This is a genomic window from Streptomyces flavofungini, from assembly GCF_014650815.1.
In the GTDB taxonomy this organism is placed as follows: Bacteria; Actinomycetota; Actinomycetes; order Streptomycetales; family Streptomycetaceae; genus Streptomyces; species Streptomyces flavofungini.
Genome location: NZ_BMVR01000008.1, coordinates 380,512 through 406,819, shown reverse-complemented (window position 1 = coordinate 406,819; position 26,308 = coordinate 380,512). Strand labels below are relative to the sequence as shown.

The window sequence follows — 26,308 nt, the reverse complement described above, 5'->3', positions numbered from 1 at the left end:
GCCCGGCCGACCAGAGCTGAAGCCGCCCGCAGCACAACAGCACAAGCGGCACAGCAGCGCCGGAGCACCGCCGTGCCTCACGGCGCCCGCAGCGCCTCCACGGCCATCCGTGCCGCCGTCCCGATCACCGAGTCCGCCGACGGCAGCGTCGCCGCCGTACGGGCGGCGCGGGTGAAGACGGCGACGGCGTAGCGGCCCCCGTCGGGGTACTCGACGACGCCGACCTCGTTGCGCACGGTCGGCAGGCTGCCGGTCTTGCCCGCGACGTGGACGTCGTCGAAGGGGAACCCGGCGGCGAGGCGGTGCGGCCAGACCTGGAGGCCGAGGACGCGGCGCATGGCCAGGCCGTGCTCGGGGGTGCAGGCCTCGTCCCGCCACACCGCGCCGAGCAGGCGGGTCATGTCGCGCGGCGTGCTGTGGTTGGTGCGGGCGGGGTCCAGCGCGCGCAGCCGGGCGATGACGTACGGGTCGGTCAGGGCCTGCGCGCCGCCGGGGCCCGCGTCCTCGCGCATGGACGCGAACATCTCGCGGAAGCTGTGCACGGCGCGGGTGCGGCCGAGGCCGAGGCGGGCGGTGGTCGCGTTGACGGCGTCGAGGCCGACGCGGGCCAGGAGGAGTTCGGCGGCGGTGTTGTCGCTGACGGCCATCATCAAGTAGGCGGCGTCGCGCAGGGACATCCGTACGGGGTCGAGCATCGCGGACAGGCCGGTCGGCCCTGACGTGCGGTCGCCGGGCGGGCACTCGACCTGTTCGGTGAGGTCAAGGCGCCCCGCCGCGGCCTGCTCGTGCAGCGTGACGAGGACGCACAGCTTGTGGACGCTCGCGGTGACGACGGGCTGGTCCGCGCCGACGCCGACCTCCGCGCCGGTGTCGATGTCGACGGCGTGCAGGCGGCCCGTGACGCCGGCCTCGGCGAACGCCTCCTGGAGGCGGATGGGGGTCGTGGTCACAGCCAGTACTCCGCGGTCGGGCGCAGGTGGAGCGGGCGCGGGGGCGCGTCGGCGGTCAGGGCGGCGGTGTCGCGCAGGGCGCGCGTGACCGCTGCCGCGAACGTACTCACCGCGGTGTCGCCGCGCCCCTTCGGCCAGGCCACCGAGTGCCGCCAGGCCAGCGGGGCACCGGCGAGGGGCCGCCAGACGATGTCGGGGTCGGTGCCCGGCGGGTGCACGGGGTGGGCGTCCTTGGGGCTGAAGGCGACGGCGTGCGAGGACAGGATCAGGCCGCGGACGAAGCTGGCGCCCTGGCCGTGCCGGACGGCGGTGGGGGTGTAGCCGTCGCGGGCGCAGGTGGTGAGGAGGTCGTCGTGCAGGGCGGGGGCCGCGCTGCGGTGGAAGAGGACCAGGTCGTAGCCGGTGAGGGCGGTGAGGGGGACCTCCGGCAGGGCGGCGGCGGGGGCGCCGCGCGGCAGCAGCACGCCGACCTCGCGGCGCAGCACCGGGCCGAGTTCGAGGCCGGTGACGTCGCAGGGGTGGTGGATGAGGCCGACGTCGAGGTCGTGGGCGGCGAGCTGGGCGAGCTGTTGGGTGGTGGTCAGCTCACGCAGCTCCAGTTCGACGCCCGCGTGCTGCTGCTGGAAGTCGGCGAGGAGCGCGGCGACGGTCTCGCCCGCGACGTCCGGCGGGAGTGCGGCGCGCAGCAGTCCGCTCTCGCCGTCGCGGATGCGGCGGGCGGTGGCGAGCAGGGCCTCGGAGCGGGCGAGCAGTTCGCGGGCCTCGTCGAGGAGCAGCGTCCCGGCCTTGGTGATGGTGACCTGTCTGCTGGTGCGTTCGAAGAGGCGCACGCCGAGGTGGCGCTCCAGGCGCTGGACGCGTTGCGACAGGGGTGGCTGGGCCATGCCGAGGCGCTCGGCGGCCCGACCGAAATGTGACTCTTCCGCAACAGCCACAAAGCACTCCAGGTGCCGCATCAGGTCCACAAGCAGCAATGATATCGCGGATTAATCAATGGGTGAGTGATATCGAACTTGGACATAGGGGGTGGGTCGCTGTTCTGCTCGGGGCATGACCCCGCTCTCTTCGGTGCGGCCCGCGCCCGCCCTCGTACGTCGTCGAAGCTCCGTGCGCCGCTGGTCCGGCGTCCTCGTGGTGGGCCTCGCCCTCGCCACGGGCTGCTCCACCGCATCCGAGTCCGGCTCCGCGGACTCCTCGGCGTCCTCGGCGTCCTCGGCGTCCTCGGGCTCCGGCAAGTCGGCGGCCGCCGCCGACACCCGCGAGCACCTCCGCGTCGACGGCACCACCCGCGACTACCTCCTGCACCGGCCCACCGCGCCCGCCTCCGGCCCCCGCCCCCTCGTCATCGCCTTCCACGGCCGCGGCGCCGACCCCGCCGAGATGCGCGAACTGACCGGCCTGAACCAGGCGGCCAAGGCCCGCGGCATGCTGGTCGCCTACCCCGAGGCCCTGCGCAGGACGTGGGGCGCGGGCGCGGCCCCGTCCCGGTCGCGCCCGGACCCCGACGCCGACGTGCGCTTCACCCAGGCCCTGGTCGACAAGCTGGTCCGCACGGAGCGGGCCGACCCCCGGCGGGTGTACGTCGTGGGGTTCTCCAACGGCGGCTCGATGGCGCTGCGGGTGGCGGCGGACCGGCCGAAGCTGGTGGCGGGTGCCGTGTCCGTCGCGGGGCAACTGCCCACCGGGCGGGACGAGGTGCGGCCGTCCGGGCCGGTGCCGGTGATGGTCGTCTACGGCGCCAAGGACCCCGTACGCCCCGTGACCGGCCTGGCCCGCCCGGGACCCGCGCCCCAGGGGCAGGAGCCGATCATGGCAACCAAGTCGGCCCGCTCAAGCGTCAAGGATTTCGCCACCGCGGGGCGTACCGAGGGCCCGGCCGAGCAGTCCCACAAGGGCTACGACCGCACCGTGTGGCGCCCCGGCCCCGGAACGGTCCCCGCCGAACTCCTCGTCGTGCGCGACGCGGGGCACACCTGGCCCGGTACGCGCGTCACCCCGCCCAAGGGCTTCGGCCCCGCCAGCAAGGCGCTGGACACCACCGGCACGGTGCTCGGCTTCCTCACCGACCAGAGCCCGCGGCCCCCGCACGAGGCCAAGACCCAGGAGCGCAGCGACCGATGAACGAGAGCGACCGATGAACGAGAGCGACCGATGAACGAGAGCGACCGATGAGTGTGAGCGACCGATGAACAAGACCGTCCGCCGCGCAGCCGTCTTCTGCGGGCTGCTCGTCCTCGCCCTGCTGGTGCGCGCGACCTGGGTGCAGTTCGTCAGCGCGCAGACGCTCGCCGAGCACGACCAGAACCGGCGCGTGAAGATAGCCGACTTCGGCCAGCCGCGCGGCGACATCATCGTCGGCGGCGAGGCCATCACCGGTTCCGTGGCCACGGCCGGATCGGACTTCAAGTACAAGCGGGTCTTCAAGGAGGGCCCGATGTACGCGCCGGTCACCGGCTTCTTCTCGCAGTCCCAGGGGCAGACGTTCCTGGAGGGCGTGCACAACGACCTGCTCAGCGGCAAGGACAGCAGGCTGCTCGGCTCGCCCCTGGATGCCCTGACCGGTGAGAAGCCCCAGGGCGGCGACGTGGTGACCACCATCGACCCGAAGGCGCAGAAGGCGGCCTACAAGGGCCTCACCGACCTGGACGCCAAGGGCGCGGTGGTCGCCCTCGACCCGCGCACCGGCAAGATCCTGGCGCTCGCGAGCACACCCTCGTACGACCCCTCGGTGTTCTCCGGGATGTCCGGCAAGGACGGCAAGGCGTTCCAGAAGCTGAACAAGGACAAGACGAAGCCGCTCAACAACCGGGCGTTCCGCGAGACGTACCCGCCGGGATCGACCTTCAAGATCCTCACCGCGGCGGCCGCCCTGGAGCACGGCACGGTCACCGACATCGACAAGCCGTCGCGGGCCCGCGCCCCCTACCGGCTGCCGCAGAGCACGACGGAGATCGGCAACGTGGTGCCGAACGACATGTGCGACAAGGCCTCGATGCGGACCGCGATGCAGTGGTCGTGCAACAACGTCTTCCTGGACGCGGCGCTGCGGACCGGCAAGGACTCGATGCGGGAGACGGCGGAGCGGTTCGGCTTCAACGAGGAGCAGTTCATGCCCGTACGGACGGTCGCGAGCGGCTATCCGGAGCGGCTGGACAAGCCGGGGACGGCGCTCACCGGCATGGGCCAGGGCAGCGTCACCACCACCCCGCTCCAGATGGCCATGGTCACCGCGGGCCTCGCCAACGACGGCAAGGTCATGAAGCCGTACCTGGTCGAGGAGTTGCGCGGCGCCGACCTCTCGACGATCGAGAAGGCCGAACCGGAGGAGCTGGAGCAGGCCGTCTCGCCGGAGAACGCGCGCAAGGTGCAGGACATGATGGAGTACACGGTCACCGACGGCACCGGCGACAAGGTGGCCATCGACGGCGTCACCGTCGGCGGCAAGCCCGGTACCGCGCAGCACGGCGCGGACGTGCGCGACGAGCGGCCGTACGCGTGGTTCGTGTCCTACGCCAAGCAGTCCGACGGCACCTCGCCGGTGGCGGTCGCCGTGCTCGTCGACCCCGAGGACATGGACATCTCCCGCTCCGAGATCGCGGGCGGCAAGCTGGGCGCGCCGATCGCGAAGGCGGTGATGCAGGCGGTCCTCAAGCGGTCCTGACCGCGCTCCGGACTGCGCCTGGTGTGGTCGCCGCCGTGCGGCTCAGGGCCACACCAGGCAGTACGCCTGGTGCCCCGCGTCGTGCAGGCGGTGGCTGAAGTCCTGCCACTCGTGCAGGAGTTGGTAGACGTTGAAGGCGTCCCGGGGGCCGCCGCGGTCGGGGACCGTGGACCAGATGAAGGCCGCCGCGCCGACCGACTCCTCGCCGATGCCGCGCAGCGGGTCGACGACCGTCATGGGGAGCTTGACGACGGCGTAGTCGGGGTGGAGGACGACCAGTTCCAGCGGCGGGACCTTGTGCAGGGGTATGCCCTCGATGCCGGTCAGGACCATCGCGGCCACCGTCTCCGGCTTGATCTTGGTGAACATGCCGCCCATGCCCAGCTCGTCGCCGCCGAGCTCCTCGGGGCGCATCGAGATGGGGACCCTGGCCGCCGTGGCACCGTCGGGGGCGCCGAAGTATTTGTAGGTCACCCCCACCCCGCCGCTCCTGTTTCCCGCCCGGTCACCCTGCACCCTGTCCGGCGTCCGCTGCTCGGGGGCCGGGACCGCCTCGGCCTCTCGCCGGTGCTTGCCCCGCCGGGCACGCCGGGGACCGAGGCCGTCGGTCCCCTCGCCCAGTCCGCCACCGCGCTGCATATCTCCACCCGACTGCTTTTCTAGAGCGCGCGGACCCCGCCGCGCAACCCGATCATCGTGTCAGTGACCTCCCCCACGGTCACCCGCCGAAACGTGGGGTGAAACACCAGTCCACCGGATTTCCGCAGCACGGCCCCACGGCGAGGCCGACAGTGCGGAAAGCCGCCGCACAGGAGGCCCGGCCACGATGTCCGGACCCTCTGACACCATGGTTCATGTGAGCTTCCCGTATAGCGCCCCAGTTTCGCAGACTCTCTTCGACCGTGCGGCGGCCGTGACGCCCGGCGGTGTGAACTCGCCCGTCCGCGCCTTCCGCGCCGTGGGTGGTACGCCCCGTTTCATGGTGTCCGGTACCGGTCCGTACCTGACGGATGCCGATGGCCGCGAGTACGTGGACCTCGTGTGTTCATGGGGACCCATGATCCTCGGGCACTCCCATCCCGAGGTCATCGCCGCCGTCCAGGAGGCCGTCGCCCGCGGCACCTCCTTCGGTACGCCGGGTGAGGGCGAGGTCGCCCTCGCCGAGGAGATCGTCGACCGGGTGGCCCCGGTCGAGCAGGTCCGCCTCGTCTCCAGCGGCACCGAGGCGACGATGTCCGCCATCCGGCTGGCCCGCGGCTTCACCGGCCGGGCCAAGGTCATCAAGTTCGCCGGGTGCTATCACGGGCACGTGGACGCGCTCCTGGCCGCGGCCGGGTCGGGCGTCGCCACCCTCGGCCTGCCCGACACGCCCGGCGTCACCGGCGCCCAGGCGGGCGACACCATCGTGCTGCCGTACAACGACCTGGAGGCCGTGCACGAGGCCTTCCACACCCACCCCGGCGAGATCGCCTGCGTGATCACGGAGGCCTCGCCCGGCAACATGGGTGTGGTGCCGCCGCGGCCCGGCTTCAACGAGGCCCTGAAGTCCGCGTGCGCGAAGAACGGCGCGCTGTACATCTCCGACGAGGTCATGACCGGATTCCGGACAAGTAAAGCCGGATGGTTCGGAGTTGACGGTGTCACGCCCGATCTCATGACCTTCGGAAAGGTCATGGGCGGCGGATTCCCGGCCGCCGCTTTCGGTGGCCGCGCCGATGTGATGGGTCATCTCGCGCCGGTCGGCCCGGTTTATCAGGCGGGCACGCTGTCCGGGAATCCGATCGCCACGGCCGCCGGGCTCGCGCAGTTGCGCCTCCTCGACGACGCCGCGTACGAGAAGGTGGACGCGGTCTCCCTCGAACTGCGCGGACTCGTGAGCGAGGCGCTGAACAAGGAAGGCGTCGCGCACCGGGTGCAGAACGCCTCCAATATGTTCTCCGTGTTCTTCACCGACCGCGAGGTGCGGAATTACGACGACGCGAAGACGCAGGAGTCGTTCCGCTTCACCCCGTTCTTCCACTCGATGCTGTCGCAGGGCGTCTATCTGCCGCCGTCGTCCTTCGAGTCCTGGTTCGTTTCCACCGCCCATGACGAGCGTGCCGTCGAGCGCGTCGCCGCCGCCCTGCCGGCCGCCGCGCGCGCGGCGGCCGCTGCCACGAATTCCCCGGAGGCCACCGCATGACCGCGGCCAGCACGAGTGCGGGCAGTGAGATCACCGTCGTCCACCTGATGCGCCACGGCGAGGTGCACAACCCCGACGGGATCCTCTACGGCCGCCTCCCCGACTACCACCTCTCCGACCTCGGCCGGCAGATGGCCGACCGCGTCGCCGAGCACCTGTCCGCCAGGGACGTCACGCACGTCGTGGCCTCCCCCCTGGACCGGGCCCAGGAGACCGCGACCCCCATCGCCAAGGCGCACGGCCTGGACCTGGCCTCCGACGGGCGGCTCATCGAGGCGGACAACGTCTTCGAGGGCAAGACCTTCGGCGTCGGCGACGGCGCCCTGAAGAACCCGGAGAACTGGAAGCACCTGGTCAACCCGTTCAAGCCGTCCTGGGGCGAGCCGTACATCGAGCAGGTCGTGCGGATGATGGGCGCCCTGGACGCGGCCAAGGACGCCGCGCGCGGGCACGAGGCCGTGTGCGTCAGCCACCAGCTGCCGATCTGGATCGTGCGCAGCTTCGTGGAGAAGCGGCGGCTCTGGCACGACCCGCGCAAGCGGCAGTGCACGCTCGCCTCTTTGACGACGTTCACCTATCGCGGCGACAAGATCGTCTCCGTGGGTTACTCGGAACCTGCCCGGAATCTTGTCCCTAAGCACCTTCTCGCGGGCGCCAAGCCGGTGAAGGGAAAGAGCAAGGCATTCGGAGCGTGACGCCCAAGCCGCGCCGGTAGGACGGGGTCCGGCTAAGGGGGCTTGTGTTTGCGGGGAATCTGCGGACCGGCTGTGGCTGGTCACGCAGTTCCCCGCGCCCCTTTCGGGGCGCCCTGTTACGCCGGGTGTTCGCTATGCGTTGGCTGTGTGTTCGCTGTGTGCGCCGGGTAATGACGCGAACACCCTATGGCGCGGAATGTCTTCCCTCTGTAATAGACCCCATATTGATGCTCCTGTTCGGAACCCGGCTCTTCGTCGCACCCTCTAAGGGGTTGTCCTTCAGCCAGGAGGACCAAAAGCGCGACGAATGGGGTTGGAATGCGGGACGACAGCCGCACGGACCGGGACCGCGGAGTACCGGCGATGCGCCGGACCTCCCTGAGTCGCCGGGGGGCGCTCGGCCTGGGGGCCGGTGCGGCGGCGGCCGTGGGCCTTTCGGCCTGCGGCTCCGGTTCCGGTGATGCGGGATCGGGCGCGGACAACGCCAAGGAGGGCAAGCCGGGTACGCCGAGTCGCCCGGCGAAGCCGATCGGCGACGGTTCCACGGCGTTCACGGGCAAGCAGCCGAACCAGCCCGAGAAGCCCCGCCCCCTGGAGCCGGGCGAGACGCCGCCGCAGTTCGTCGTCTTCTCCTGGGACGGCGCCGGCGAGGTCGGCAACGGCCTGTTCCCGCGCTTCCTGAAGCTGGCGAAGGAACACGACGCGCGGATGACGTTCTTCCTCTCCGGGCTCTACCTCCTCCCCGAATCCAAGAAGCGGCTCTACCGGCCGCCGAACAACGGCGTCGGCGCCTCCGACATCGGCTACCTCACCGACGGCCACATCAAGGACACGCTGAAGTACGTGCGCCAGGCCTGGCTCGAAGGCCACGAGATAGGCACCCACTTCAACGGCCACTTCTGCGCGGGCACCGGCTCCGTCGCCAACTGGACGTCCGCCCAGTGGCAGTCCGAGATCGACCAGGCGAAGTCGTTCGTGACGAAGTGGCGCACCAACACCGGCTGGGACGACCTGCCGCCGCTGCCCTTCGACTACGAGAAGGAACTCATCGGCGGCCGCACCCCCTGCCTGCTCGGCCAGGACAACCTGCTGCCGACCGCCAAGAAGCTCGGCTGGCGCTACGACGCCTCCTCGCCGGGCGGCCGCCAGAAGTGGCCGGACAAGAAGATGGGCATCTGGGACCTGCCGCTGCAGGCCGTGCCGTTCCCCGGCCACACCTTCGAGGTCCTGTCGATGGACTACAACATCCTCGCCAACCAGTCGAAGAACTCCACGAAGGCCCCGCCGTCCAACTACCCGGGCTGGCGCAAGCAGGCCACCCAGGCCTACCTCAAGGGCTTCCAGCGCGCCTACGAGTCCAACCGGGCGCCGTTCTTCATCGGCAACCACTTCGAGGAGTGGAACGGCGGCATCTACATGGATGCCGTCGAGGCCGCCCTCAAGGGCATGGCCGGCAAGAAGGACGTACGCCTGGTGTCCTTCAAGCAGTTCGTGGACTGGCTCGACGTGCAGAAGCCCGAGGTCCTCGCCAAGCTGCGCGGCCTCGAGGTCGGACAGCAGCCCGCGGGCGGCTGGAAGACCTTCCTGGGCGGCGACTCGTCGGCCAACGAGGGCGACGCGGAGAAGGACCCCGGCAACGCGGCCTGAAAGGGGACTTTCCGCTACTGCGGGGGGCGTCGAAGATCCCCGGAACGGGCATGCGAAACTTTTCACATGAGTGCCGCCCGCCGCGCCCCCCGCAGCCAGAACCGCAGCCTCCGCCGAAGCGTCCGCAGCCGTCGCAGTCGTGCGACGCTGCTGGCGGCAGGCGCCGCGGCGGCCGCGCTGGCCCTCTCCGCGTGCTCCTCGGGTGGCACCTCCGGCGGCTCGGGGAAGACCAACTTCCTCACCGGCAAGGACGGCATCGCCACCGTCAAGAAGGGTGACCGGCACGACGCCCCGGGCATCGACGGCGAGACTCTCGACGGCAAGAAGCTGAGCATCGACGACTACAAGGGCAAGGTCGTCGTCCTCAACGTCTGGGGCTCCTGGTGCCCGCCCTGCCGGGCCGAGGCGCCGAACTTCGTGAAGGTCGCCGCCGACACCAAGGACGACGTGCAGTTCGTCGGCATCAACGCCCGCGACCCGGAGAAGGGCCCGGCGATCTCGTTCGAGAAGGACTACAAGGTCGCCTACCCGAGCCTGTACGACCCGATGGGCAAGCTGATGCTGCGCTTCCCCAAGGGCACGCTGAACCCGCAGTTCATCCCCTCCACGATCGTCATCGACCGGGACGGGAAGATCGCGGCGCGCTCCCAGCAGCCCCTCAACGAGGAGAAGCTGCGCAAGATGGTCGACCCCCTGATCGCGGAGAAGTGAGCGCCTTGTCCGCCACTCTCGCCGCCACCACGCTCGCCTCGTACGGCCAGAACGACACCGTCCTGAACGGGGCGCTCCTGTTCGCCGTGCCGGTCGCCGTCCTCGGCGGGCTCGTGTCGTTCTTCTCGCCGTGCGTCCTGCCGCTCGTGCCCGGCTACCTCAGTTACGTGACCGGGGTCAGCGGCACCGACCTCGCCGACGCCCGCCGCGGCCGGATGGCGGCGGGCGCGGGCCTCTTCGTGCTCGGCTTCACCGTCGTGTTCGTCTCCAGCGGCGCGCTCTTCGGGTACTTCGGCCAGAACCTCCAGGACTACCAGAGCGTCATAACGCGGGTCCTCGGCGTCCTGATGCTCGTGCTCGGGTTCTTCTTCATGGGCCTGATGCCCTGGCTCTCGCAGCGCGAGTTCCGCTTCCACAAGAAGCCCGCCGTCGGTCTCGCGGGCGCGCCGCTGCTCGGCGCGCTCTTCGCCGTCGGCTGGGCGCCGTGCGTCGGGCCGACGCTCGCGTCCGTGAACCTGCTCGCGATGGACCAGGCGAGCGCCGGACGCGGGGCGCTCCTGAACGTGGCGTACTGTCTGGGACTCGGGCTGCCGTTCATCATCGCGGCGGTCGCCTTCCGCAAGGCGCTCGGCGCCTTCGGCTGGGTCAAGCGGCATTACGTATGGGTGATGCGCGTCGGCGGCGGCATGATGATCGTGACCGGGCTGCTGATGCTGACCGGCGTCTGGGACAGCGTGCTCCAGCAGATGCAGGTCTGGAGCAACGGTTACTCGGTGGGGATCTGATCCATGAGCAAGACGACGACCAGCGCCGCCAGCGCCGCCAGCGCCGCCAGCGCCGCCAGCGACGCCACCGGCGCCCAGGACGAACACGGCGACCTCGGCGCCGCGGGCGCCCAGCTCTCCACCGCCCCCCTCGATGACGCCGCGGGCCCCGCAGCTGGGCCGAACATGCCCGCGCTCGGCGTCACCGGCTGGATCCGCTGGTGCTGGCGGCAGCTCACGTCGATGCGGGTCGCGCTGCTGCTGCTCCTGCTGCTCTCGCTCGGCGCGATCCCCGGCTCGCTGATCCCGCAGGAGGGCACCGACGAGCTGAAGGTGCAGGACTTCAAGGAGGTCCACAGCACGCTCGGGCCGCTCTACGACAAGCTCGGGCTGTTCCACGTCTACAGCTCGGTGTGGTTCTCCGCGATCTACATCCTGCTGTTCGTGTCCCTCATCGGCTGCATCGTGCCGCGTACCTGGCAGTTCGTCGGCCAGCTCCGCGGCCGCCCGCCGGCCGCGCCCAAGCGGCTCACCCGGCTGCCCGCGTACACCACCTGGCGCACCGAGGCCACGCCCGACGAGGTGCACGAGGCCGCGCGGCGGCTCCTGAAGCAGCGGCGCTTCCGCGCCCACCAGGTCGGCGGCTCCGTCGCCGCCGAGAAGGGCTATCTCCGCGAGGCCGGGAACCTGGCCTTCCACGTCGCGCTCATCGTGCTCCTGCTCGCCTTCGCCGCCGGACAGCTCTTCAAGTCCGAGGGCGGCAAGCTGATCATGGAGGGCGACGGCTTCTCCAACACCCTCACGCAGTACGACGATTTCAAGTCCGGCAGCCTCTTCGACACCGGGGAACTGGCGCCGTTCAGCTTCAAGCTCGACCGCTTCGAGGGCTCGTACGAGAACTCGGGTCCCGAGCGCGGCACCGCCCGCACCTACAAGGCCCACGTCACCTACAGCGAAGGCGCGCACGGCCCCGAGAAGAAGAAGACCATCGAGGTCAACAAGCCCCTTGAGGTCGACGGCTCGAAGGTCTACCTGATCGGCCACGGCTACGCGCCCACCGTCACCGTCCGCGACGGCAGGGGCAAGGTCGTCCAGCGGGTGTCCGTGCCGCTGCTGCCCATCGACTCGATGGGCACCGCCACCGGCGCCATCAAGATCCTCGACGGCTACCGGAACAAGGACGGCGAGAAGGAGCAGCTCGGCTTCAACGCCTTCTTCGTGCCGACGTTCGCCGGTGAGGGCAACGGCCAGATGTTCTCCCAGTTCCCCGCGCCCTTCAATCCCCGGCTCGCGCTGTCCGCGTACCACGGCAGCCTCGGGGTGGACTCCGGTGTTCCGCAGAACGTGTACCAGCTCGACACGCGGAAGATGACGAAGTTCAAGGACGCCAAGGGCGAGCTCCTGAAGAAGCGGCTCAAGATCGGCGAGACCCTGAAGCTGCCCGACGGCGCCGGCTCGATCACCTTCGAGAAGGAGCTCAAGCAGTGGGCGAGCTTCCAGATCTCGCAGGAGCCCGGCAGCACCTGGGCGCTCGGCGGTGCGATCGCCGCCATCGCGGGCCTCGCCGGGTCCCTGTTCATCCAGCGCCGCCGCGTGTGGGTGCGGGCGACCGAGGGCCCCGACGGCGTCACCGTCGTCGAGATGGCGGGCCTCGGCCGCAGCGAATCGGCGAAGGTGCCCGAGGAGCTGGGCGCGCTGGCCGCGCACCTGCACGAACAGGCACCGAGCGCACCCGACGCGGACACCCCGTCCGACCCCGACCCCACCCCCGATGTTGTTCCTGCCGAAGGGGCTGAGAAGTGACTCTCGCCACCACCCTCGCCGCCGAGCCGAACGAGAACCTCGCGCACATCAGCAATGTGCTGATCTACTCCGCGATGGCCGTCTATCTGCTGGCCTTCTTCGCGCTCATGGCGGAGTGGCTGTTCGGCAGCCGCAGCAAGGTCGCCCGTACCGCCGCCGCGCTCACCGAGCAGTCGCAGCGGGCCGAGGAGTCCGCGGCCAAGGCCTCCGCACCCGCCGTCACGGTCCGCTCCAAGGGCGGCACGGCCACCCTGGAGCGCCCGAAGCCGGCGGCCAAGGAGGCACCGAAGGTCGTCACCCGCGCCGCCGCCGGCAGCCGTGACGTGCCGGACGGCCCCGGTGCCGCCGCCGGTGACGCGCAGGGCGACCTCTACGGCCGCATCGCGGTCTCGTTCATCGCCCTCGGCTTCCTCATCGAGGTGGGCGGTGTCGTCACCCGCGCCCTCTCGGTGGAGCGCGCGCCGTGGGGCAACATGTACGAGTTCAACATCACCTTCTCCTCGGTGGCCGTCGGTGTCTTCCTGACGCTGCTCGCCCTGAAGAAGAACGTCCGCTGGATCGGCCTGCCGCTGATCACCTCGGTCCTGCTCGACCTCGGCCTCGCCGTCACCGTCCTGTACACCGAGTCCGACCAGCTGGTCCCGGCGCTGCACTCGTACTGGCTGTGGATCCACGTGTCCACGGCGATCTTCTGCGGCGCCGCGTTCTACGTCGGCGCGGTCTCCACCGGCGCGTACCTCTTCAAGGACAGCTACGAGGCCAAGCTGCAGCGCGGCGGCACGCCGGGCCGGTTCGCGACCTCCGTGATGGAGCGGCTGCCCGCGGCGGCCTCGCTCGACAAGTTCACGTACCGCATGAACGCGGCGATCTTCCCGCTGTGGACGTTCACGATCATCGCGGGCGCGATCTGGGCGGGCGACGCCTGGGGCCGCTACTGGGGCTGGGACCCCAAGGAGGTCTGGTCGTTCATCACCTGGGTGGCGTACGCCTGCTACCTGCACGCCCGCGCCACCGCCGGGTGGAAGGGCCGCAAGGCCGCCTACCTGGCCCTGATCGCCTTCGGCTGCTGGCTGTTCAACTACTACGGCGTCAACATCTTCGTGAGCGGCAAGCACTCGTACGCCGGCGTCTGATCCGGTACCCCGGCGAGCGGCCGGTTCCCGTGACCCAGGTCACGGGAACCGGCCGTTGCCGTAGGGACAGGTAGGGGGACGTGGAGACGAATCTGGGGGAATCAACGGAACAGGCGCCGCCGCCGGAAGCCGCGGAGCGCCGCGCGCGCCAACAGGCCCTGCGCACCCGCATACGGGACGGCGACGCCGACGCGTTCGGCGAGGTCTTCGACACTTACGCGCGGTCCGTCTACAACCACGCGTACCGCCTGACGGGGGACTGGTCGACGGCCGAGGAGGTCGTCTCGCTGACCTTCCTGGAGGCGTGGCGGCTGCGGGACCGCCTGGACGTGGACGGGGGTTCGGTACGGCCGTGGCTGCTCGGGATCGCCACGAACGTGACCCGCAACCAGCGCCGCGCCACGCGCAGACACACCGCCGCCGTCGCCCGGCTCCCGCGCGCCGAGGCCGTCGCCGACTTCGCCGACGAGGTCGCCGGGCGCGTCGATGACGCGGGGCAGCTCGCCCTCGTCCAGGCCGCGCTGAAGAAGCTGCGGCGCCCGGAGCGGGAGGTGCTCGCGCTGTGCGTGTGGTCGGGGCTCGGGTACGAGGCCGCGGCCGCCGCGCTCGGCATCCCGGTGGGGACGGTGCGGTCCCGGCTCTCCCGGGCCCGTACAAAACTCGCGAAAGCGTTGGAACCGCCCGCGAGGCGCGGACAGGTGAGAGAGGACCGCGGCACCGCGGTCAGGCCCATCCAGGAGGGACACCGATGAAGTCCGAAGCCGAACCCGACTTCCCGACCTTCCCGCCGCCGAGCGAGCGGGACCTCCCGCCGGGCCGTCACCTTCTGCTCAAGGAGCACCTGATGACCGAGATCCGGCAGTCCGAGGCCCAGACCTCCGGGGCCCAGACCTCCGGGGCCCCCGGGACCCGCGAGCCCGCTCAGCGGCGGCGGAAGCAGTGGCTGCGGCCCGCGCTCGTCGCGGGCGCGGTGGCCGCCGCCGTCGCGGCGGGTGTCCTGGTCGCCTCGCCGTTCGGAAGCGAATCGGCCCAGGCCGGACCGCCGTCGAAGGAGACCGTGAAGATGCTGGAGGCCATCGCCGACGCGGCGAAGCGCTCGCCCGCGCCGAAGAACGTCCGGGACGACCAGTTCGTCTACATCAAGAGCAAGGTGGCCTACAGCTCCGACGAGGGGCTTGACCCCCTGCACCAGCGGGAGCACTGGCAGTCCGTGGACGGCAGGCACACGGGGCTGCTGCACGAGCCGCGGAACGACCACGACAACGTGCCCATGAAGCCGGAGCTGCCGCTGTCCTCGTCGGACAGCAACTACCGCAACCTGGAGAAGCTGCCGACCGACCCGGTCAACATGCTCGACTGGCTGAACAAGGTGGCCGACGAGGACAGCAACGGCAAGCCCTTCGTGGTCGTCGGCGACATCACGCGGGAGGCCCTGATGCCGCCGGAGCAGGCCGCGGCCCTCTACCTCGCCGCCGCGAAGATCCCCGGCGTGAAGCTGGTGGACGACGCGGTGGACGCGGCGGGGCGGCACGGGGTCGCCATCGCCCACGAGGACGACGGGGAGCGCACGGAGCTGATCTTCGACAAGAAGACCAAGGCGTACCTGGGCGAGCGCACCGTCCTCACGGAGGACAAGCCGTATGCCGAGGAGGGCGAACTGATGGCCAGCACCGCTGTCCTGGAGCGGAAGGTCGTCGACAAGGCGGGCCAGCGTCCGTAGGCCGACAGGACCTGGCGGGACGCTGCCGGGTACGTGACCCCGGGGGACGTGTGCGTGAGGCTGGACCCATGAGCGAAAGCAACGTAGCTGTCGAACAGGGGACGAGCCGGACACGGGGGGACGCGCACACGCTCCACTGGGTGCTGCTGCTGCCGCACCCGGTGGAGGCGGTATGGGAGGCGGTGGCCACCCCGGAGGGACTGTCGGGGTGGCTCGCTGCCGCCGACGTGTTCGAGCCGCGGCTCGGCGGGGCGGTGACGCTGCGCTGGCTGAACTCCCAGGACCAGGCGGCGGGCACGCACTCGGGGCACGTCACGGCGTGGGACCCGGACGTCGTCGCCGAGTACACGGTCGACCTGCACGGGCGGTGCCGGTTCCACCTGGAGCCCGCGGGCACCGGGCTGGCGGCGCTGCGGTTCACCAACGAGATGGTCGGCGACGACTCGCTGCGGCGCGACTGCCTCGCGGGGTGGCACCAGCACTTCGAGTACCTGGTGGACGCGCTGGCCGGACGGCCGGTGGACTGGTCGGCGTGGAGTCCGGAGCGGTTCCGGGAACTGCGGCGCAGCTACGACTAGTCGGCCGTCGGCCGGTCGGCCCCTGCCGGGTCGGCCGACCCGGCGACGCGCAGCAGCAGCTTGCCCGTCGTCGTGCGGCCGCCCATCAGCTCGTGCGCCCGCGCGGCCGCCGCCAGCGGGAACTCGCCGGTGACGGGCAGCGTCACGGTGCCGTCGGCGACCGTGCGGACGGCGCGCCCGGCGATCTCGCGCAGCACCTCGGGCGCCGTCTGCGCCAGCGTCAGGATCGAGAACCCGGCGACCGACCGTGCCCCCGGGTACAGCTCAGCCTGCCCCACCCGCCACGGCTCGGCGGAGCCGGCGTTGCCGAAGGAGACGAGGCGGCCGAAGACGGCGAGCGCCGCCAGGCCCGCGCGGAACGTGTCGCCGCCGACCGGGTCGAGGACCAGGTCGACGCCCCGGCCGCCGGTGGCCGCGCGCGCCGCGTCGGCGAAGCCGTCGCCGACGAACACCTCGTCGTAGCCGTGCTTGCGCGCGTACTCGGCCTTCGCGGCACTCGACACCACGCCGAACACCCTGGCCCCCGCCGCCTTCGCCAACTGCCCGGCCACCGTGCCGATACCGCCCGCCGCGCCCTGCACCAGGACCGTCTCGCCCGCGCGCACCCGGCCGACCTCGTGCAGCAGGGCGTGGGCCGTGGGCAGCACGGTGGGGAGGGTCGCGGCGGTACGGAGGTCCACGCCGGGCGGCAGCGGGAAGGCGGTCGTGGCCTCGGCGAGCGCCACCTCCGCGTACGCGCCGCCCGCCGTCAGGGCCGCCACCTCCTGGCCGACGTCCAGTCCCACGACGCCCGCGCCCACCGCCCGGACCCGGCCGGACACCTCGAGGCCCGGCACGAACGGCAGCCCCGGCACCCGGTAGCCCTCGGCGCGGGCCTTGAGGTCGGCGAAGTTCACGCCGGCGTACGCGACGTCGACGGTGACCTGGCCGGGGCAGGGCTCGGGGACGTCGGTCTCGACGGTCCGCAGGACGTCGGGGCCGCCGAACTCTTCGATCTGGACTGCGCGCATGGGGGTGCCTCCGGGAGCCGGGTGTTCGATCCTCGTTGAACACCCAGGACTGTATGGTTTGGATCGAACACTCGGCAAGTGGGGAGGCGGTGCGGCGTGGTGGGTACGGAGGGCACGCAGGGTGCGAGGCATCGGGCGGCGCCGGTGCACGCGCGGCTCGCGGACGTCACCGTGCAGGAGGCGCTCGCGGCCCTGGCCGATCCCGTACGGATGCGCCTGGTACGGGAGTTGGCGTCCTCGCCGGAGTGGACGCGGGCCTGCGGCAGCTTCGACGTACCCGTCGGGAAGGCCGCGCTCAGCCACCACTTCGCCGCACTGCGGGCGGCGGGGGTCGTCGAGCAGCGCGACGAGGGGGCGCGGCGGGTGAACCGGTTGCGGCGCGCGGAGTTCGACGCGCGGTTCCCGGGGTTGCTGGAGCTGGTGCTGCGGGGGGACTGAGGGGACTGCGGGGGACTGCGGGGGCTACGGGGTGGGCCGGGGAGCGGGCCGGGCGGACGCTCGGCTCACGGTCAGTCCATCGTGATCGCGTCCAACTGCGCCCGCAGGTACGTGTGCGAGTCCGTGCCGCGTACGTCCGTGCCCGGGTCGCACTCGTAGAAGTACACCAGCGACATCAGCTCCTCCGCCGGGGCGTCCGCCGGGGGCGGGAGCACGCGGTGGCGGCCCGAGCGCCAGCGGCCCGACGTCCAACGCGCCATCAGGTCGCCGACGTTGATGGTGAACGCCTCCGGGTCGTGCGGGGCGTCCTGCCAGCCGTCGGCGTCCGTGAACACCTGCAGGCCGCCCCGGCCCGCCTGGCGGTCCAGGACCGTGACCGTGCCGAAGTCCGTGTGCGGGCCGATGCGGAACTGGCCCGGCTCCGGTTCGCCCACGGTGTCCCGGCCGGGGTACCAGTTGATGTTGAAGCCCCAGGTGGGGTGGCCTGTGTGCCGGGTGAAGCGGTCCTCCGGCTCGCCGAGGACCACGGCGAGAAGTTCGAGGATCGCGTCGGAGAGTGCCCTCATCCGGGTGAGGTACGTCTCCACGTCGGCGCGCAGGTGGGGGGTTTCGCTCGGCCAGGTGTTGGGGGCGAACCACTCCGCGTCGATCTCGGGGTCGCCGGTCGGGTCGTCCGCGGCGAAGGAGAGGGATTCCTTCAGGTCGGGTGGGGAGGCGGCGCCTTCGGCGTAGCTGTTGGCCTCGGCGCCCGGGCCCAGCCAGCCCCGGCTGCCGACCTTCACCGCGTAGGGCTCCTTGGCGGCCGGTGGGAGCCGGAAGAACGTGCGGGCCTCGGCGCGGATGGTGTCCCTCAGCTCCGGGCTCACCCCGTGCCCCTTGACCAGCAGGAAGCCCGCTGTGCGCAGGGCTTCGTCGACCGTTTCCGTGACCTCGGCGGCCAGCCGGGTACGGGCGGCCGGGGTGCCGGTGAGCCAGGGGTGGAGGTCGATGGTGGGGATCGTCATGCCCTCATGCTGCCCGCGCGGGACGCCCCAGTCCCGCCCCTTCCCGAAACCATGGGCTCCGCCCCTGGACCCCGGGGGCGGGTGCCCCTTCGGGTGGGACAGTCCCCCCGATCGGCGGTGCGCGCCTCGTCCTCAAACGCCGGACGGGCTGAAAGCTACTTCGCCGACGTGGGCTGATGGTGCACCGGGCAGGCGGTGCGGACCACCCCGGCCGAAGTAATGGCGGGGGTGGGTGGGAGAGAGCCCGTCCGGTGTTTGAGGACGAGGCGCGCAGCGCCGATGAGGGGGGAACGGGGACGGAGCCCCCATAGGGCGACGCCGGTCAGGCGTCGTCGCGCGGATCGCGGTCCTTCTCCAGTCCACGGAGGAAGTCCGGGTTGTCGTCGGGGGCGACCCAGCCACCCCGACGCCCCCGCCCGCCGCCGTCCCGCCCGGCCGCAGGCCGCTTCTTGCCGGTGACGAACCAGGCGATGGGCCCGAGGAGCACCTCGCCGAAGAGGAGCACGATGATGACCCACACCACCTTGGGCAGGTGGCGGACTTCCTTCTCGGGCGTGTTCAGGACGTCGATGAAGGCGTAGATCCACACGGCCAGGACCAGCAGGAACGGCAGATACCTGAGCATGCGCTGGAGTTCCCCCAAGGAGCGGAGTACGGGCGCCGACAGCCGGCCGATGCGCCCCCGGTGACCTGGCCAGGGTAGCCGGTGACCGATACTTGACCGCATGGCTTATGACGATCTCCGCTCTCTGCTCCGGGCCCTGGAGCGCGAGGGCGATCTCAAGCGCATCAAGGCCGAGGTCGACCCGTATCTGGAGGTCGGCGAGATCGTCGACCGGGTGCAGAAGGCGGGCGGCCCGGCGCTGCTGTTCGAGAACGTCAAGGGCAGCGCGATGCCCCTTGCGATGAACGTGTTCGGCACCGACCGACGGCTGCTCAAGGCCCTCGGCCTGAAGTCGTACGGCGAGATCAGCGAGAAGATCGGCGGCCTGCTGAAGCCGGAGCTGCCGCACGGCTTCGTCGGCGTACGGGAGGCCTTCGGCAAGCTCGGCGCGATGGCGCACGTACCGCCGAAGAAGGTGAAGGACGCGCCGGTGCACGAGGTCGTGCTCCGGGGCGAGGACGTGGATCTCGACCAGCTGCCCGCGCTGTTCACATGGCCGAAGGACGGCGGTTCGTTCTTCAACCTGGGGCTCACCCACACCAAGGACCCGGAGAGCGGTGTCCGCAACCTCGGGCTCTACCGCCTCCAGCGCCACGACAAGCGCACCATCGGCATGCACTGGCAGATCCACAAGGACAGCCGGAACCACTACCAGGTGGCGGCGCGACGGGGCGAGCGGCTGCCGGTCGCGATCGCCTTCGGGTGCCCGCCCGCCGTGACGTACGCGTCCACCGCCCCGCTGCCCGGCGACATCGACGAGTACCTGTTCGCGGGCTTCCTGCAGGGCAAGCGCATCGAGATGGTCGACTGCAAGACGGTGCCGCTGCAGGTGCCCGCCCAGGCGGAGGTCGTCATCGAGGGCTGGCTGGAGCCCGGCGAGATGCTGCCGGAGGGGCCGTTCGGCGACCACACCGGCTTCTACACGCCGCAGGAGCCGTTCCCCGCGCTGACCATCGACTGCGTGACGATGCGCAAGCGGCCGCTGCTCCAGTCGATCGTCGTGGGGCGGCCGCCGACGGAGGACGGCCCCCTCGGCCGGGCCACGGAGCGGTTCTTCCTGCCGCTGCTGAAGATCATCGTGCCGGACATCGTGGACTACCACCTCCCCGAGGCGGGCGGCTTCCACAACTGCGCGATCGTCGCGATCGACAAGAAGTACCCGAAGCACGCGCAGAAGGTCATGCACGCGATCTGGGGCGCGCACATGATGTCCTTGACCAAGCTGATCGTCGTCGTGGACTCCGACTGCGATGTCCATGATCTGCACGAGGTGGCGTGGCGGGCGCTCGGCAACACGGACTACGCGCGTGACCTGTCGATCGTCGAGGGACCCGTCGACCACCTCGACCACGCCTCGTACCAGCAGTTCTGGGGCGGCAAGGCGGGGATCGACGCGACGAAGAAGTGGCCCGAGGAGGGCTACACCCGGGACGGAGGCTGGCCCGACATGGTCGAGTCCGACCCGGACACGGCGGCGAAAGTCGACCGCCGCTGGAGGGAGTACGGCCTGTGAGTTCCGCGTCCGCCGCACTGCCGCAGCAGCCCGGCCGCACCAAGGCGTTCCTGCGCCTGGTCATGATCGAGCACTCGGTGTTCGCGCTGCCCTTCGCCTACATCGCCGCCCTGACCGCGATGTTCCAGTGGGACAAGAACATCCACTGGGGGCGCCTGCTGCTCGTGACGATCTGCATGGTGGGCCTGCGTACGTTCGCCATGGCCGCGAACCGGATCATCGACCGTGAGATCGACGCCCGCAACCCGCGCACCGCGCACCGCGAGCTGGTCACCGGCGCCGTCACCGTGAAGTCCGCCTGGACCGGCGCGCTGATCGCGGTCGTCGTGTTCCTGGGCTCCGCCGCGCTGCTCAACCCGCTGTGCCTGGCGCTCGCGCCGATCGCCGTGATCCCGATGGTCGTCTACCCGTACGGCAAGCGGTTCACGAACTTCCCGCAGGCCATCCTCGGCATCGCGCAGGCCATGGGGCCCATCGGCGCCTGGCTCGCGATCACCGGCGAGTGGTCGTGGACGGCCGTCATCCTGGGCCTCGCGGTGGGCGTGTGGATCGGCGGCTTCGACCTGATCTACGCCTGCCAGGACGTGGACACCGACCGGGAGGTCGGCGTCCTCTCGGTGCCCGCCCGCTTCGGCATCCCCGCCGCGGTCTGGGGGGCGCGCGCCTGCCACCTCGTCACCACGGCGCTGTTCGTCTGGTACGCCGTGGAGACCGACGCGGGCGCCTTCTTCTGGCTCGGCCTGCTCGTCGTCGCGGGGGCCTTCCTCTACGAACACAGCATCGTGCGCCCGCACGACCTGTCCCGCCTCAACCGTGCCTTCTTCCAGGTCAACGGCTTCATCGGGATCGCCCTGTTCGCCTGCGCCCTGCTCGACCTGCTCGTCCGCGGCCTGACTGTCTGACGGGCCGTGGGCGGGCGCGGGCGCCCATGGATAGGCTTCACAGTGTGAATGCAGGAGATACGCAGCGTAGGCCTTGGATCGTGGGGGTGTCCGGCGCGTCCGGTACGCCGTACGCCGCTTCGGTGCTGCGGGGGCTGCTCGCCGCCGGGGAGAGCGTGGACCTGGTGGTGTCGCGGGCCTCGCGCCTGACGCTGCTCGACGAGACGGGCATCGCGTTCCGGGACGCGCACTGGCGCGACGACCTCGGTGACTGGCTGGCGCGTGGCGCCGACGGCAAGCCGGGGACGTTCCGGGTGCGTACGGACGACGTGCGGTACTGGGCCGCGGGGGATCTCGCGGCGGGGCCGTCGTCGGGGTCGTACGCGACGAAGGGCATGCTGATCGTCCCGGCGTCCACGGCGTGCGTGGCCGGGGTGGCGCTCGGGCTCTCGAAGGACCTGCTGCAGCGCTCGGCGAGCGTGACGCTCAAGGAGCGGCGGCCGTTGGTCGTCTGCGTACGGGAAACACCGCTGAACGGGCAGACGTTGAAGCACTTGGTGAGCCTGGACGAGGCGGGCGCGATCGTGCTGCCCGCCTCTCCGGCGTTCTACGCGGGGGCGACGCACATCCAGGATCTGGTGGACTTCGTCGCCGGGCGGGTGCTCGACGCGGCGGGGGTGCCGCACGAGCTGTACCGCCGGTGGGAGGGCGAACTCGGCGGTGCGTCGGGAGCGGGTGGCTCCCGGCCGGCCGAGGGCGGCTCCGGTGGCGCTTAGCGCTTCTTCGCGGCGCGCGGCTTCTTGCCGGCCTTGCGCGCGGCGGTCGGGGACTGGTGGGCACGCGAGCGGTTGGCCAGATCCTGCAGCTCGCGCATACGGGCGTAGGCCATCTCGATCGTGTACACGGGGAAACACTCTCCTGAAGTTCGAAGGATCGTCGCCGATCCGCTGAGTTTTCGAAAGATTCACAGGGGCTCGACCCTGTTACGCCTTAGATTCTACACGTAGACTCGAAAAAACGCTAAATAATGAAAGGCATCGACCTATGGACGCCGTGGACAGGCAGCTCATCCAGGCTCTGCGCGAGAACGGCCGCGCCTCCTACGCCGAGCTCGGGCGCCTCGTCGGCCTCTCCGGCCCCAGCGTCACCGACCGCATCAACCGCCTGGAGGCGGCCGGCGTCATCACCGGCTACCGCGCGACGGTCGACTCCGCGTCCCTCGGCCTCGGCGTCATCGCGCTGATCGGCATCTCGCTGTCCGACGCCGCCGACCACGAGGACGTGGCGCGGCGGCTGAAGGACCTGCACGAGATCGAGGACTGCTGGTTCATCGCGGGCGACGACTCGTACATGCTCAAGGTGCGGGCCTCCGACGTGGACGGCCTGGAGAAGACCATCCGCAGGCTCAGCGGCACCAAGGGGGTCTCGCGGACGCGGACCACGATCGTGCTCTCCACGAAGTGGGAGAACCGGGTCGGGGAGCTGCCGGAAGAGGTGTAGGCGCGCGTCGCCGTCGGGGCACCTCCCGCCCGGAGGGCCGGGACGCACCGAGTACGGTTGGTCGGGTCTGTCGCAGGTCGTCGGAGAGAGTTAGAGGTACGGCAATGGACGCAGGGCTCAAGCGCGCTCTTGAGGAGAAGGTCCGCGCCGGTGAGCGGCTGACCCGCGAGGACGGCATCGCGCTGTACGAGTCCGACGACCTGGCCTGGCTCGGCGGGCTCGCCCACGAGGTGCGCACCCGCAAGAACGGCGACGTCGTGCACTTCAACGTCAACCGTCACCTCAACATGACGAACGTGTGCACCGCCTCCTGCGCGTACTGCTCGTTCCAGCGCAAGCCGGGCGAGAAGGACGCGTACACGATGCGCATCGAGGAGGCGGTCCGGCTCGCCAAGGCGATGGAGGGCGAGAACCTCACCGAGCTGCACATCGTCAACGGGCTGCACCCGAACCTGCCGTGGCGCTACTACCCGCGCTCGCTGCGGGAGCTGAAGGCCGCGCTGCCGGACGTCTCCCTCAAGGCCTTCACGGCCACCGAGATCCACCACTTCGAGACCATCTCGGGGCTGAGCGCCTCGGAGATCCTGGACGAGCTGATCGACGCGGGCCTGGAGTCCCTCACCGGCGGCGGCGCGGAGATCTTCGACTGGGAGGTCCGGCAGCACATCGTGGACCACCGCACCCACTGGGAGGACTGGTCCCGGATCCACCGGCTCGCCCACGAGAAGGGGCTCAAGACCCCGGCCACGATGCTCTACGGCCACATCGAGGAGCCGCGGCACCGCGTCGACCACGTCCTGCGGCTGCGCGAGCTCCAGGACGAGACCGGCGGCTTCCAGGTCTTCATCCCGCTGCGCTACCAGCACGACTTCGTCGACGTGCAGGACGGCAAGGTCCGCAACAAGCTGCAGGCCCGGACGAAGATGGCCTCCGGGGCCGAGGCCCTCAAGACCTTCGCCGTCTCCCGGCTCCTCTTCGACAACGTGCCGCACGTCAAGGTCTTCTGGGTCATGCACGGCGTCGCCACCGCGCAGCTCGCCCTGCAGCACGGCGCCGACGACATGGACGGGTCCGTCGTCGAGTACAAGATCACTCACGACGCCGACAACTTCGGCACGCCGAACAAGCTGACCCGGGACGACCTCCTCGACCTCATCCGCGAAGCGGGCTTCCGGCCCGTCGAGCGGAACACCCGCTACGAGACGATCCGCGAGTACGCGGGGCCCGACCGCGAGCTCCGCGAGGCGCCGCAGCCCATGCGGTTCTGAGGGGAGCACCCCCCTCCTGCCCGGTCGAGGGATCGTGCTTCACTGGATGGGCTCGTCCAGTCCGGGCACGGCCGGGCTATTTCGGAACGGAAGAGTGGATTGACATGCTCCGCTACACGCTGATGCGCCTCGGGGTCTTCGCGGGCTGCTTCTTGGTCGTCTGGGGCCTCGTCTACTCCGGCGTCGTACCGCGCGGCCTCGGTGGCTCCAACCTGCTGTGGGTCGCCCTGCTCGCCCTGGTGGTCTCGGCGCCGATCAGCTTCGTCCTGCTGCGCAAGGAGCGCGACCGCGCTTCGGAGAAGGTCGTGGCGAAGGTCGACAACGTCAAGGCCAGCCTGGAGCGCAACCGCACGCAGGAGGACACCGCCGACGACAGCGCGCGCACCGCGCAGTCGTAAGGTTCGTCACAGGCGCCCACGCACGCAGAGAACCCTGGTACCGGAGCATGTCGCTCCGGTACCGGGGTTTCGTCGTTTCTGGGACCCTTGGGACCCCTCCTACCTCAAACAAGTCCTTTGATGAACTCAAAGTTCAAGTGTTAACGTGTTCGACATGAAGACAGCAGCCGCCCACCGCATCGCCACGAGCGTCCCGCTCGTGGCGCGGCTGCACGTCGATCTCTGCCGCTGCATGTCCGCGGCCTGTTGCCGCGTCTGAACCACCGAACAGACCCACAGCAGCCCCCCGAACAGACCCACTGCAGCGGTGCCCGTCGGCCCTTCGCGGTCGCCGCTCCTCAGTCCCCCGTCTTTACCCGGAGTGTGTCCGTGTCCGCGAATTCCGCGTCCCCCGCCGAACCCAAGCCCGGCTTCCAGATACCGAAGTTCCTGAAGCTGCCCTTCTGGGCCCAGATCCTCGGCGGTCTGGTGCTCGGCGTGCTGCTCGGCTGGCTGGCCCGCAGCCAGGACATCGACTGGCTGGTCACCACCCTCGCGAAGGTCGGCGACACCTTCATCGGCCTGCTGAAGCTGGCCGTGGCCCCGCTGGTGTTCTTCGCCATCCTGATCTCGATCACCAACCTGCGGAAGGTCAACAACGCCGCCCGGCTCGCGTCCCGCACGCTCCTCTGGTTCATGATCACGTCGCTGATCGCGGTCGCCATCGGCCTCGTCATCGGCCTGGTCACCAACCCGGGCGCCGGCACCGGCCTGACCCCGAAGGACGGCGCCAAGCCCGAGCACACGGGCTCCTGGATCGACTTCCTCACCGGGATCATCCCCAGCGACGTCATCACGCCGTTCACCAAGCTGAACGTGCTGCAGATCGTGTTCATGGCCGCCGTCGCGGGCATCGCCATCCTCAAGATCGGCGACACGAAGGCCAAGCCGATCCTGGACCTCAGCGAGTCCGTCCTCGAACTGCTGCAGAAGGCCCTGTGGTGGGTCATCAAGCTGTCCCCGATCGGCACCATCGGCCTCATCGGCTTCGCCATCGCCGACTACGGCTGGAACCTGATCAGCAAGTACGCGACGTTCACCGCCGACATCTACATCGGCTGCGCCCTGGTGATGTTCGGCGTCTACCCGCTGCTGCTCGCGTTCGTGGCCAAGGTCAACCCGCTGCAGTTCTTCAAGGGCGCCTGGCCCGCCATCCAGCTCGCCTTCGTCTCCCGCTCCTCGGTCGGCACCATGCCGGTCACCCAGAAGGTCACCGAGCGGCTCGGCGTACCGAAGGAGTACACGTCCTTCGCCGTGCCCTTCGGCGCCACCACCAAGATGGACGGCTGCGCCGCGATCTACCCGGCCATCGCCGCGATCTTCGTGGCGCAGATCTTCGATGTGCAGATGGGCATCAAGGAGTACCTGCTCATCGCGTTCGTGTCGGTCGTCGGCTCCGCCGCCACCGCCGGTCTGACGGGCGCCACGGTCATGCTGACCCTGACCCTGTCCACGCTGGGCCTGCCCATGGAGGGCGTCGGCCTGCTGCTCGCCATCGACCCGGTCCTGGACATGATGCGCACGGCCACGAACGTCGCCGGTCAGGCGCTCGTCCCGGTCGTCGTCGCGGCCCGCGAGAACATCCTCGACAAGGAGGCGTACGACAACGCGTCGGCGTCCCCGCTGGACGCGCCCGACGCCGGCCCCGCGCGGGAAGAGCCGCTGCCCGTCGCCGCGTAGCTCCCGCGCCGCTCTGCCGCCACTGTGCCCCGCACCGGAATTCCGGTGCGGGGCACGCTCGTTGCGGGT

The 26,308-nt window shown here is 70.6% G+C and carries 27 protein-coding genes; 20 read left to right on the top strand and 7 right to left on the bottom strand.

Annotation, left to right across the window (positions count from 1 at the left end):
- Positions 1-77 precede the first annotated feature (77 nt).
- Both IE274_RS23300 and IE274_RS23295 read right to left on the bottom strand, forming a co-directional pair.
- On the bottom strand, positions 78-950 hold the full coding sequence (locus IE274_RS23300; RefSeq protein ID WP_372447272.1) for a serine hydrolase: 873 nt from the start codon (positions 948-950) through the stop codon (positions 78-80).
- On the bottom strand, positions 947-1,915 hold the full coding sequence (locus IE274_RS23295) for a LysR family transcriptional regulator (protein ID WP_229909736.1): 969 nt from the start codon (positions 1,913-1,915) through the stop codon (positions 947-949). The genes IE274_RS23300 and IE274_RS23295 overlap by 4 nt, the downstream gene beginning before the upstream one ends.
- Before the next feature lie 85 nt (positions 1,916-2,000).
- Between IE274_RS23295 and IE274_RS23290 the strand changes: the two genes are divergently transcribed.
- Positions 2,001-3,071 carry a CE1 family esterase gene (locus IE274_RS23290; protein ID WP_190117767.1) on the top strand — a complete coding sequence of 357 codons (1,071 nt, stop codon included), beginning with the start codon at positions 2,001-2,003 and terminating at the stop codon, positions 3,069-3,071.
- A 64-nt stretch (positions 3,072-3,135) separates the two neighbouring features.
- Positions 3,136-4,611, top strand: a complete 1,476-nt coding sequence (locus IE274_RS23285; RefSeq protein WP_190117766.1) for a peptidoglycan D,D-transpeptidase FtsI family protein — start codon at positions 3,136-3,138, stop codon at positions 4,609-4,611.
- Between the two features lie 42 nt (positions 4,612-4,653).
- Here the strand turns inward: IE274_RS23285 and IE274_RS23280 are convergent, their stop codons facing one another.
- The gene (locus tag IE274_RS23280; protein ID WP_190117765.1) at positions 4,654-5,250 is read right to left on the bottom strand and encodes a hypothetical protein; all 597 of its coding nucleotides are present in this window, start codon (positions 5,248-5,250) and stop codon (positions 4,654-4,656) included.
- A 208-nt stretch (positions 5,251-5,458) separates the two neighbouring features.
- Here IE274_RS23280 and hemL point away from each other — a divergent pair, with 208 nt between their 5' ends.
- The 10 genes from hemL (at position 5,459) to IE274_RS23230 (ending at position 15,844) form a co-directional block, all read left to right on the top strand.
- On the top strand, positions 5,459-6,793 hold the full coding sequence (gene hemL, locus IE274_RS23275) for a glutamate-1-semialdehyde 2,1-aminomutase (RefSeq protein WP_372447273.1): 1,335 nt from the start codon (positions 5,459-5,461) through the stop codon (positions 6,791-6,793).
- On the top strand, positions 6,790-7,488 hold the full coding sequence (locus IE274_RS23270; RefSeq protein ID WP_190117763.1) for a histidine phosphatase family protein: 699 nt from the start codon (positions 6,790-6,792) through the stop codon (positions 7,486-7,488). The genes hemL and IE274_RS23270 overlap by 4 nt, the downstream gene beginning before the upstream one ends.
- A 363-nt stretch (positions 7,489-7,851) precedes the next feature.
- Positions 7,852-9,135: a polysaccharide deacetylase family protein gene (locus IE274_RS23265; protein WP_190117762.1), complete on the top strand. Its 1,284-nt coding sequence runs from the start codon at positions 7,852-7,854 to the stop codon at positions 9,133-9,135.
- A gap of 66 nt (positions 9,136-9,201) precedes the next feature.
- Complete coding sequence (locus tag IE274_RS23260; RefSeq protein ID WP_190117761.1) at positions 9,202-9,846, top strand: TlpA family protein disulfide reductase; 645 nt, start codon at positions 9,202-9,204, stop codon at positions 9,844-9,846.
- Between the two features lie 5 nt (positions 9,847-9,851).
- Entirely contained in the window at positions 9,852-10,631 is a 780-nt protein-coding gene (locus IE274_RS23255; protein WP_229909735.1) for a cytochrome c biogenesis CcdA family protein, read from the top strand.
- A 3-nt stretch (positions 10,632-10,634) separates the two neighbouring features.
- Positions 10,635-12,413, top strand: coding sequence for a cytochrome c biogenesis protein ResB (gene resB, locus IE274_RS23250; protein ID WP_190117759.1), 1,779 nt, complete (start codon positions 10,635-10,637; stop codon positions 12,411-12,413).
- A complete protein-coding gene (gene ccsB / locus IE274_RS23245; RefSeq protein ID WP_190117758.1) occupies positions 12,410-13,546 on the top strand; it encodes a c-type cytochrome biogenesis protein CcsB in 1,137 nt (378 codons plus the stop codon). The genes resB and ccsB overlap by 4 nt, the downstream gene beginning before the upstream one ends.
- Before the next feature lie 158 nt (positions 13,547-13,704).
- Complete coding sequence (locus IE274_RS23240) at positions 13,705-14,298, top strand: RNA polymerase sigma factor (protein ID WP_190117831.1); 594 nt, start codon at positions 13,705-13,707, stop codon at positions 14,296-14,298.
- A complete protein-coding gene (locus IE274_RS23235) occupies positions 14,295-15,266 on the top strand; it encodes a CU044_5270 family protein (RefSeq protein ID WP_190117757.1) in 972 nt (323 codons plus the stop codon). Before IE274_RS23240 ends, IE274_RS23235 begins: the two co-directional genes overlap by 4 nt.
- 68 nt (positions 15,267-15,334) lie before the next feature.
- On the top strand, positions 15,335-15,844 hold the full coding sequence (locus tag IE274_RS23230; RefSeq protein WP_190117756.1) for an SRPBCC domain-containing protein: 510 nt from the start codon (positions 15,335-15,337) through the stop codon (positions 15,842-15,844).
- On the opposite strand, the gene IE274_RS23225 is transcribed toward IE274_RS23230, so the two are convergent.
- Positions 15,841-16,854, bottom strand: coding sequence for a quinone oxidoreductase family protein (locus tag IE274_RS23225; protein WP_190117755.1), 1,014 nt, complete (start codon positions 16,852-16,854; stop codon positions 15,841-15,843). The two genes, IE274_RS23230 and IE274_RS23225, sit on opposite strands and share 4 nt — an antisense overlap.
- A gap of 96 nt (positions 16,855-16,950) precedes the next feature.
- Between IE274_RS23225 and IE274_RS23220 the strand changes: the two genes are divergently transcribed.
- On the top strand, positions 16,951-17,292 hold the full coding sequence (locus IE274_RS23220; protein WP_372447274.1) for an ArsR/SmtB family transcription factor: 342 nt from the start codon (positions 16,951-16,953) through the stop codon (positions 17,290-17,292).
- 71 nt (positions 17,293-17,363) lie between these two features.
- On the opposite strand, the gene IE274_RS23215 is transcribed toward IE274_RS23220, so the two are convergent.
- Entirely contained in the window at positions 17,364-18,296 is a 933-nt protein-coding gene (locus IE274_RS23215) for an isopenicillin N synthase family dioxygenase (protein ID WP_190117754.1), read from the bottom strand.
- Between the two features lie 322 nt (positions 18,297-18,618).
- The gene (locus IE274_RS23210) at positions 18,619-18,921 is read right to left on the bottom strand and encodes a PLDc N-terminal domain-containing protein (protein WP_190117753.1); all 303 of its coding nucleotides are present in this window, start codon (positions 18,919-18,921) and stop codon (positions 18,619-18,621) included.
- Positions 18,922-19,021: 100 nt separating this feature from the next.
- Between IE274_RS23210 and IE274_RS23205 the strand changes: the two genes are divergently transcribed.
- The 3 genes from IE274_RS23205 to IE274_RS23195 are packed head-to-tail and all read left to right on the top strand — an operon-like array spanning position 19,022 to position 22,130.
- Positions 19,022-20,473 (top strand): menaquinone biosynthesis decarboxylase, encoded by a 1,452-nt coding sequence (locus IE274_RS23205; protein ID WP_190117752.1) that lies wholly within the window; start codon positions 19,022-19,024, stop codon positions 20,471-20,473.
- Complete coding sequence (mqnP, locus tag IE274_RS23200) at positions 20,470-21,375, top strand: menaquinone biosynthesis prenyltransferase MqnP (protein ID WP_190117751.1); 906 nt, start codon at positions 20,470-20,472, stop codon at positions 21,373-21,375. Before IE274_RS23205 ends, mqnP begins: the two co-directional genes overlap by 4 nt.
- 26 nt (positions 21,376-21,401) lie before the next feature.
- The gene (locus IE274_RS23195; protein WP_190117750.1) at positions 21,402-22,130 is read left to right on the top strand and encodes a UbiX family flavin prenyltransferase; all 729 of its coding nucleotides are present in this window, start codon (positions 21,402-21,404) and stop codon (positions 22,128-22,130) included.
- Here the strand turns inward: IE274_RS23195 and IE274_RS40095 are convergent.
- On the bottom strand, positions 22,127-22,258 hold the full coding sequence (locus IE274_RS40095) for a hypothetical protein (protein WP_267885485.1): 132 nt from the start codon (positions 22,256-22,258) through the stop codon (positions 22,127-22,129). The two genes, IE274_RS23195 and IE274_RS40095, sit on opposite strands and share 4 nt — an antisense overlap.
- Positions 22,259-22,398: 140 nt before the next feature.
- Here IE274_RS40095 and IE274_RS23190 point away from each other — a divergent pair, with 140 nt between their 5' ends.
- The 4 genes from IE274_RS23190 to IE274_RS23175 all read left to right on the top strand — a co-directional run bounded on the left by IE274_RS23190 (position 22,399) and on the right by IE274_RS23175 (position 26,239).
- Entirely contained in the window at positions 22,399-22,854 is a 456-nt protein-coding gene (locus tag IE274_RS23190) for an Lrp/AsnC family transcriptional regulator (RefSeq protein ID WP_190117749.1), read from the top strand.
- 104 nt (positions 22,855-22,958) lie between these two features.
- Positions 22,959-24,122 carry an aminofutalosine synthase MqnE gene (mqnE, locus tag IE274_RS23185; RefSeq protein WP_190117748.1) on the top strand — a complete coding sequence of 388 codons (1,164 nt, stop codon included), beginning with the start codon at positions 22,959-22,961 and terminating at the stop codon, positions 24,120-24,122.
- A gap of 104 nt (positions 24,123-24,226) precedes the next feature.
- A complete protein-coding gene (locus IE274_RS23180; RefSeq protein ID WP_190117747.1) occupies positions 24,227-24,520 on the top strand; it encodes a DUF4229 domain-containing protein in 294 nt (97 codons plus the stop codon).
- Between the two features lie 369 nt (positions 24,521-24,889).
- Entirely contained in the window at positions 24,890-26,239 is a 1,350-nt protein-coding gene (locus IE274_RS23175; protein ID WP_190117746.1) for a dicarboxylate/amino acid:cation symporter, read from the top strand.
- Positions 26,240-26,308: the final 69 nt, after the last annotated feature.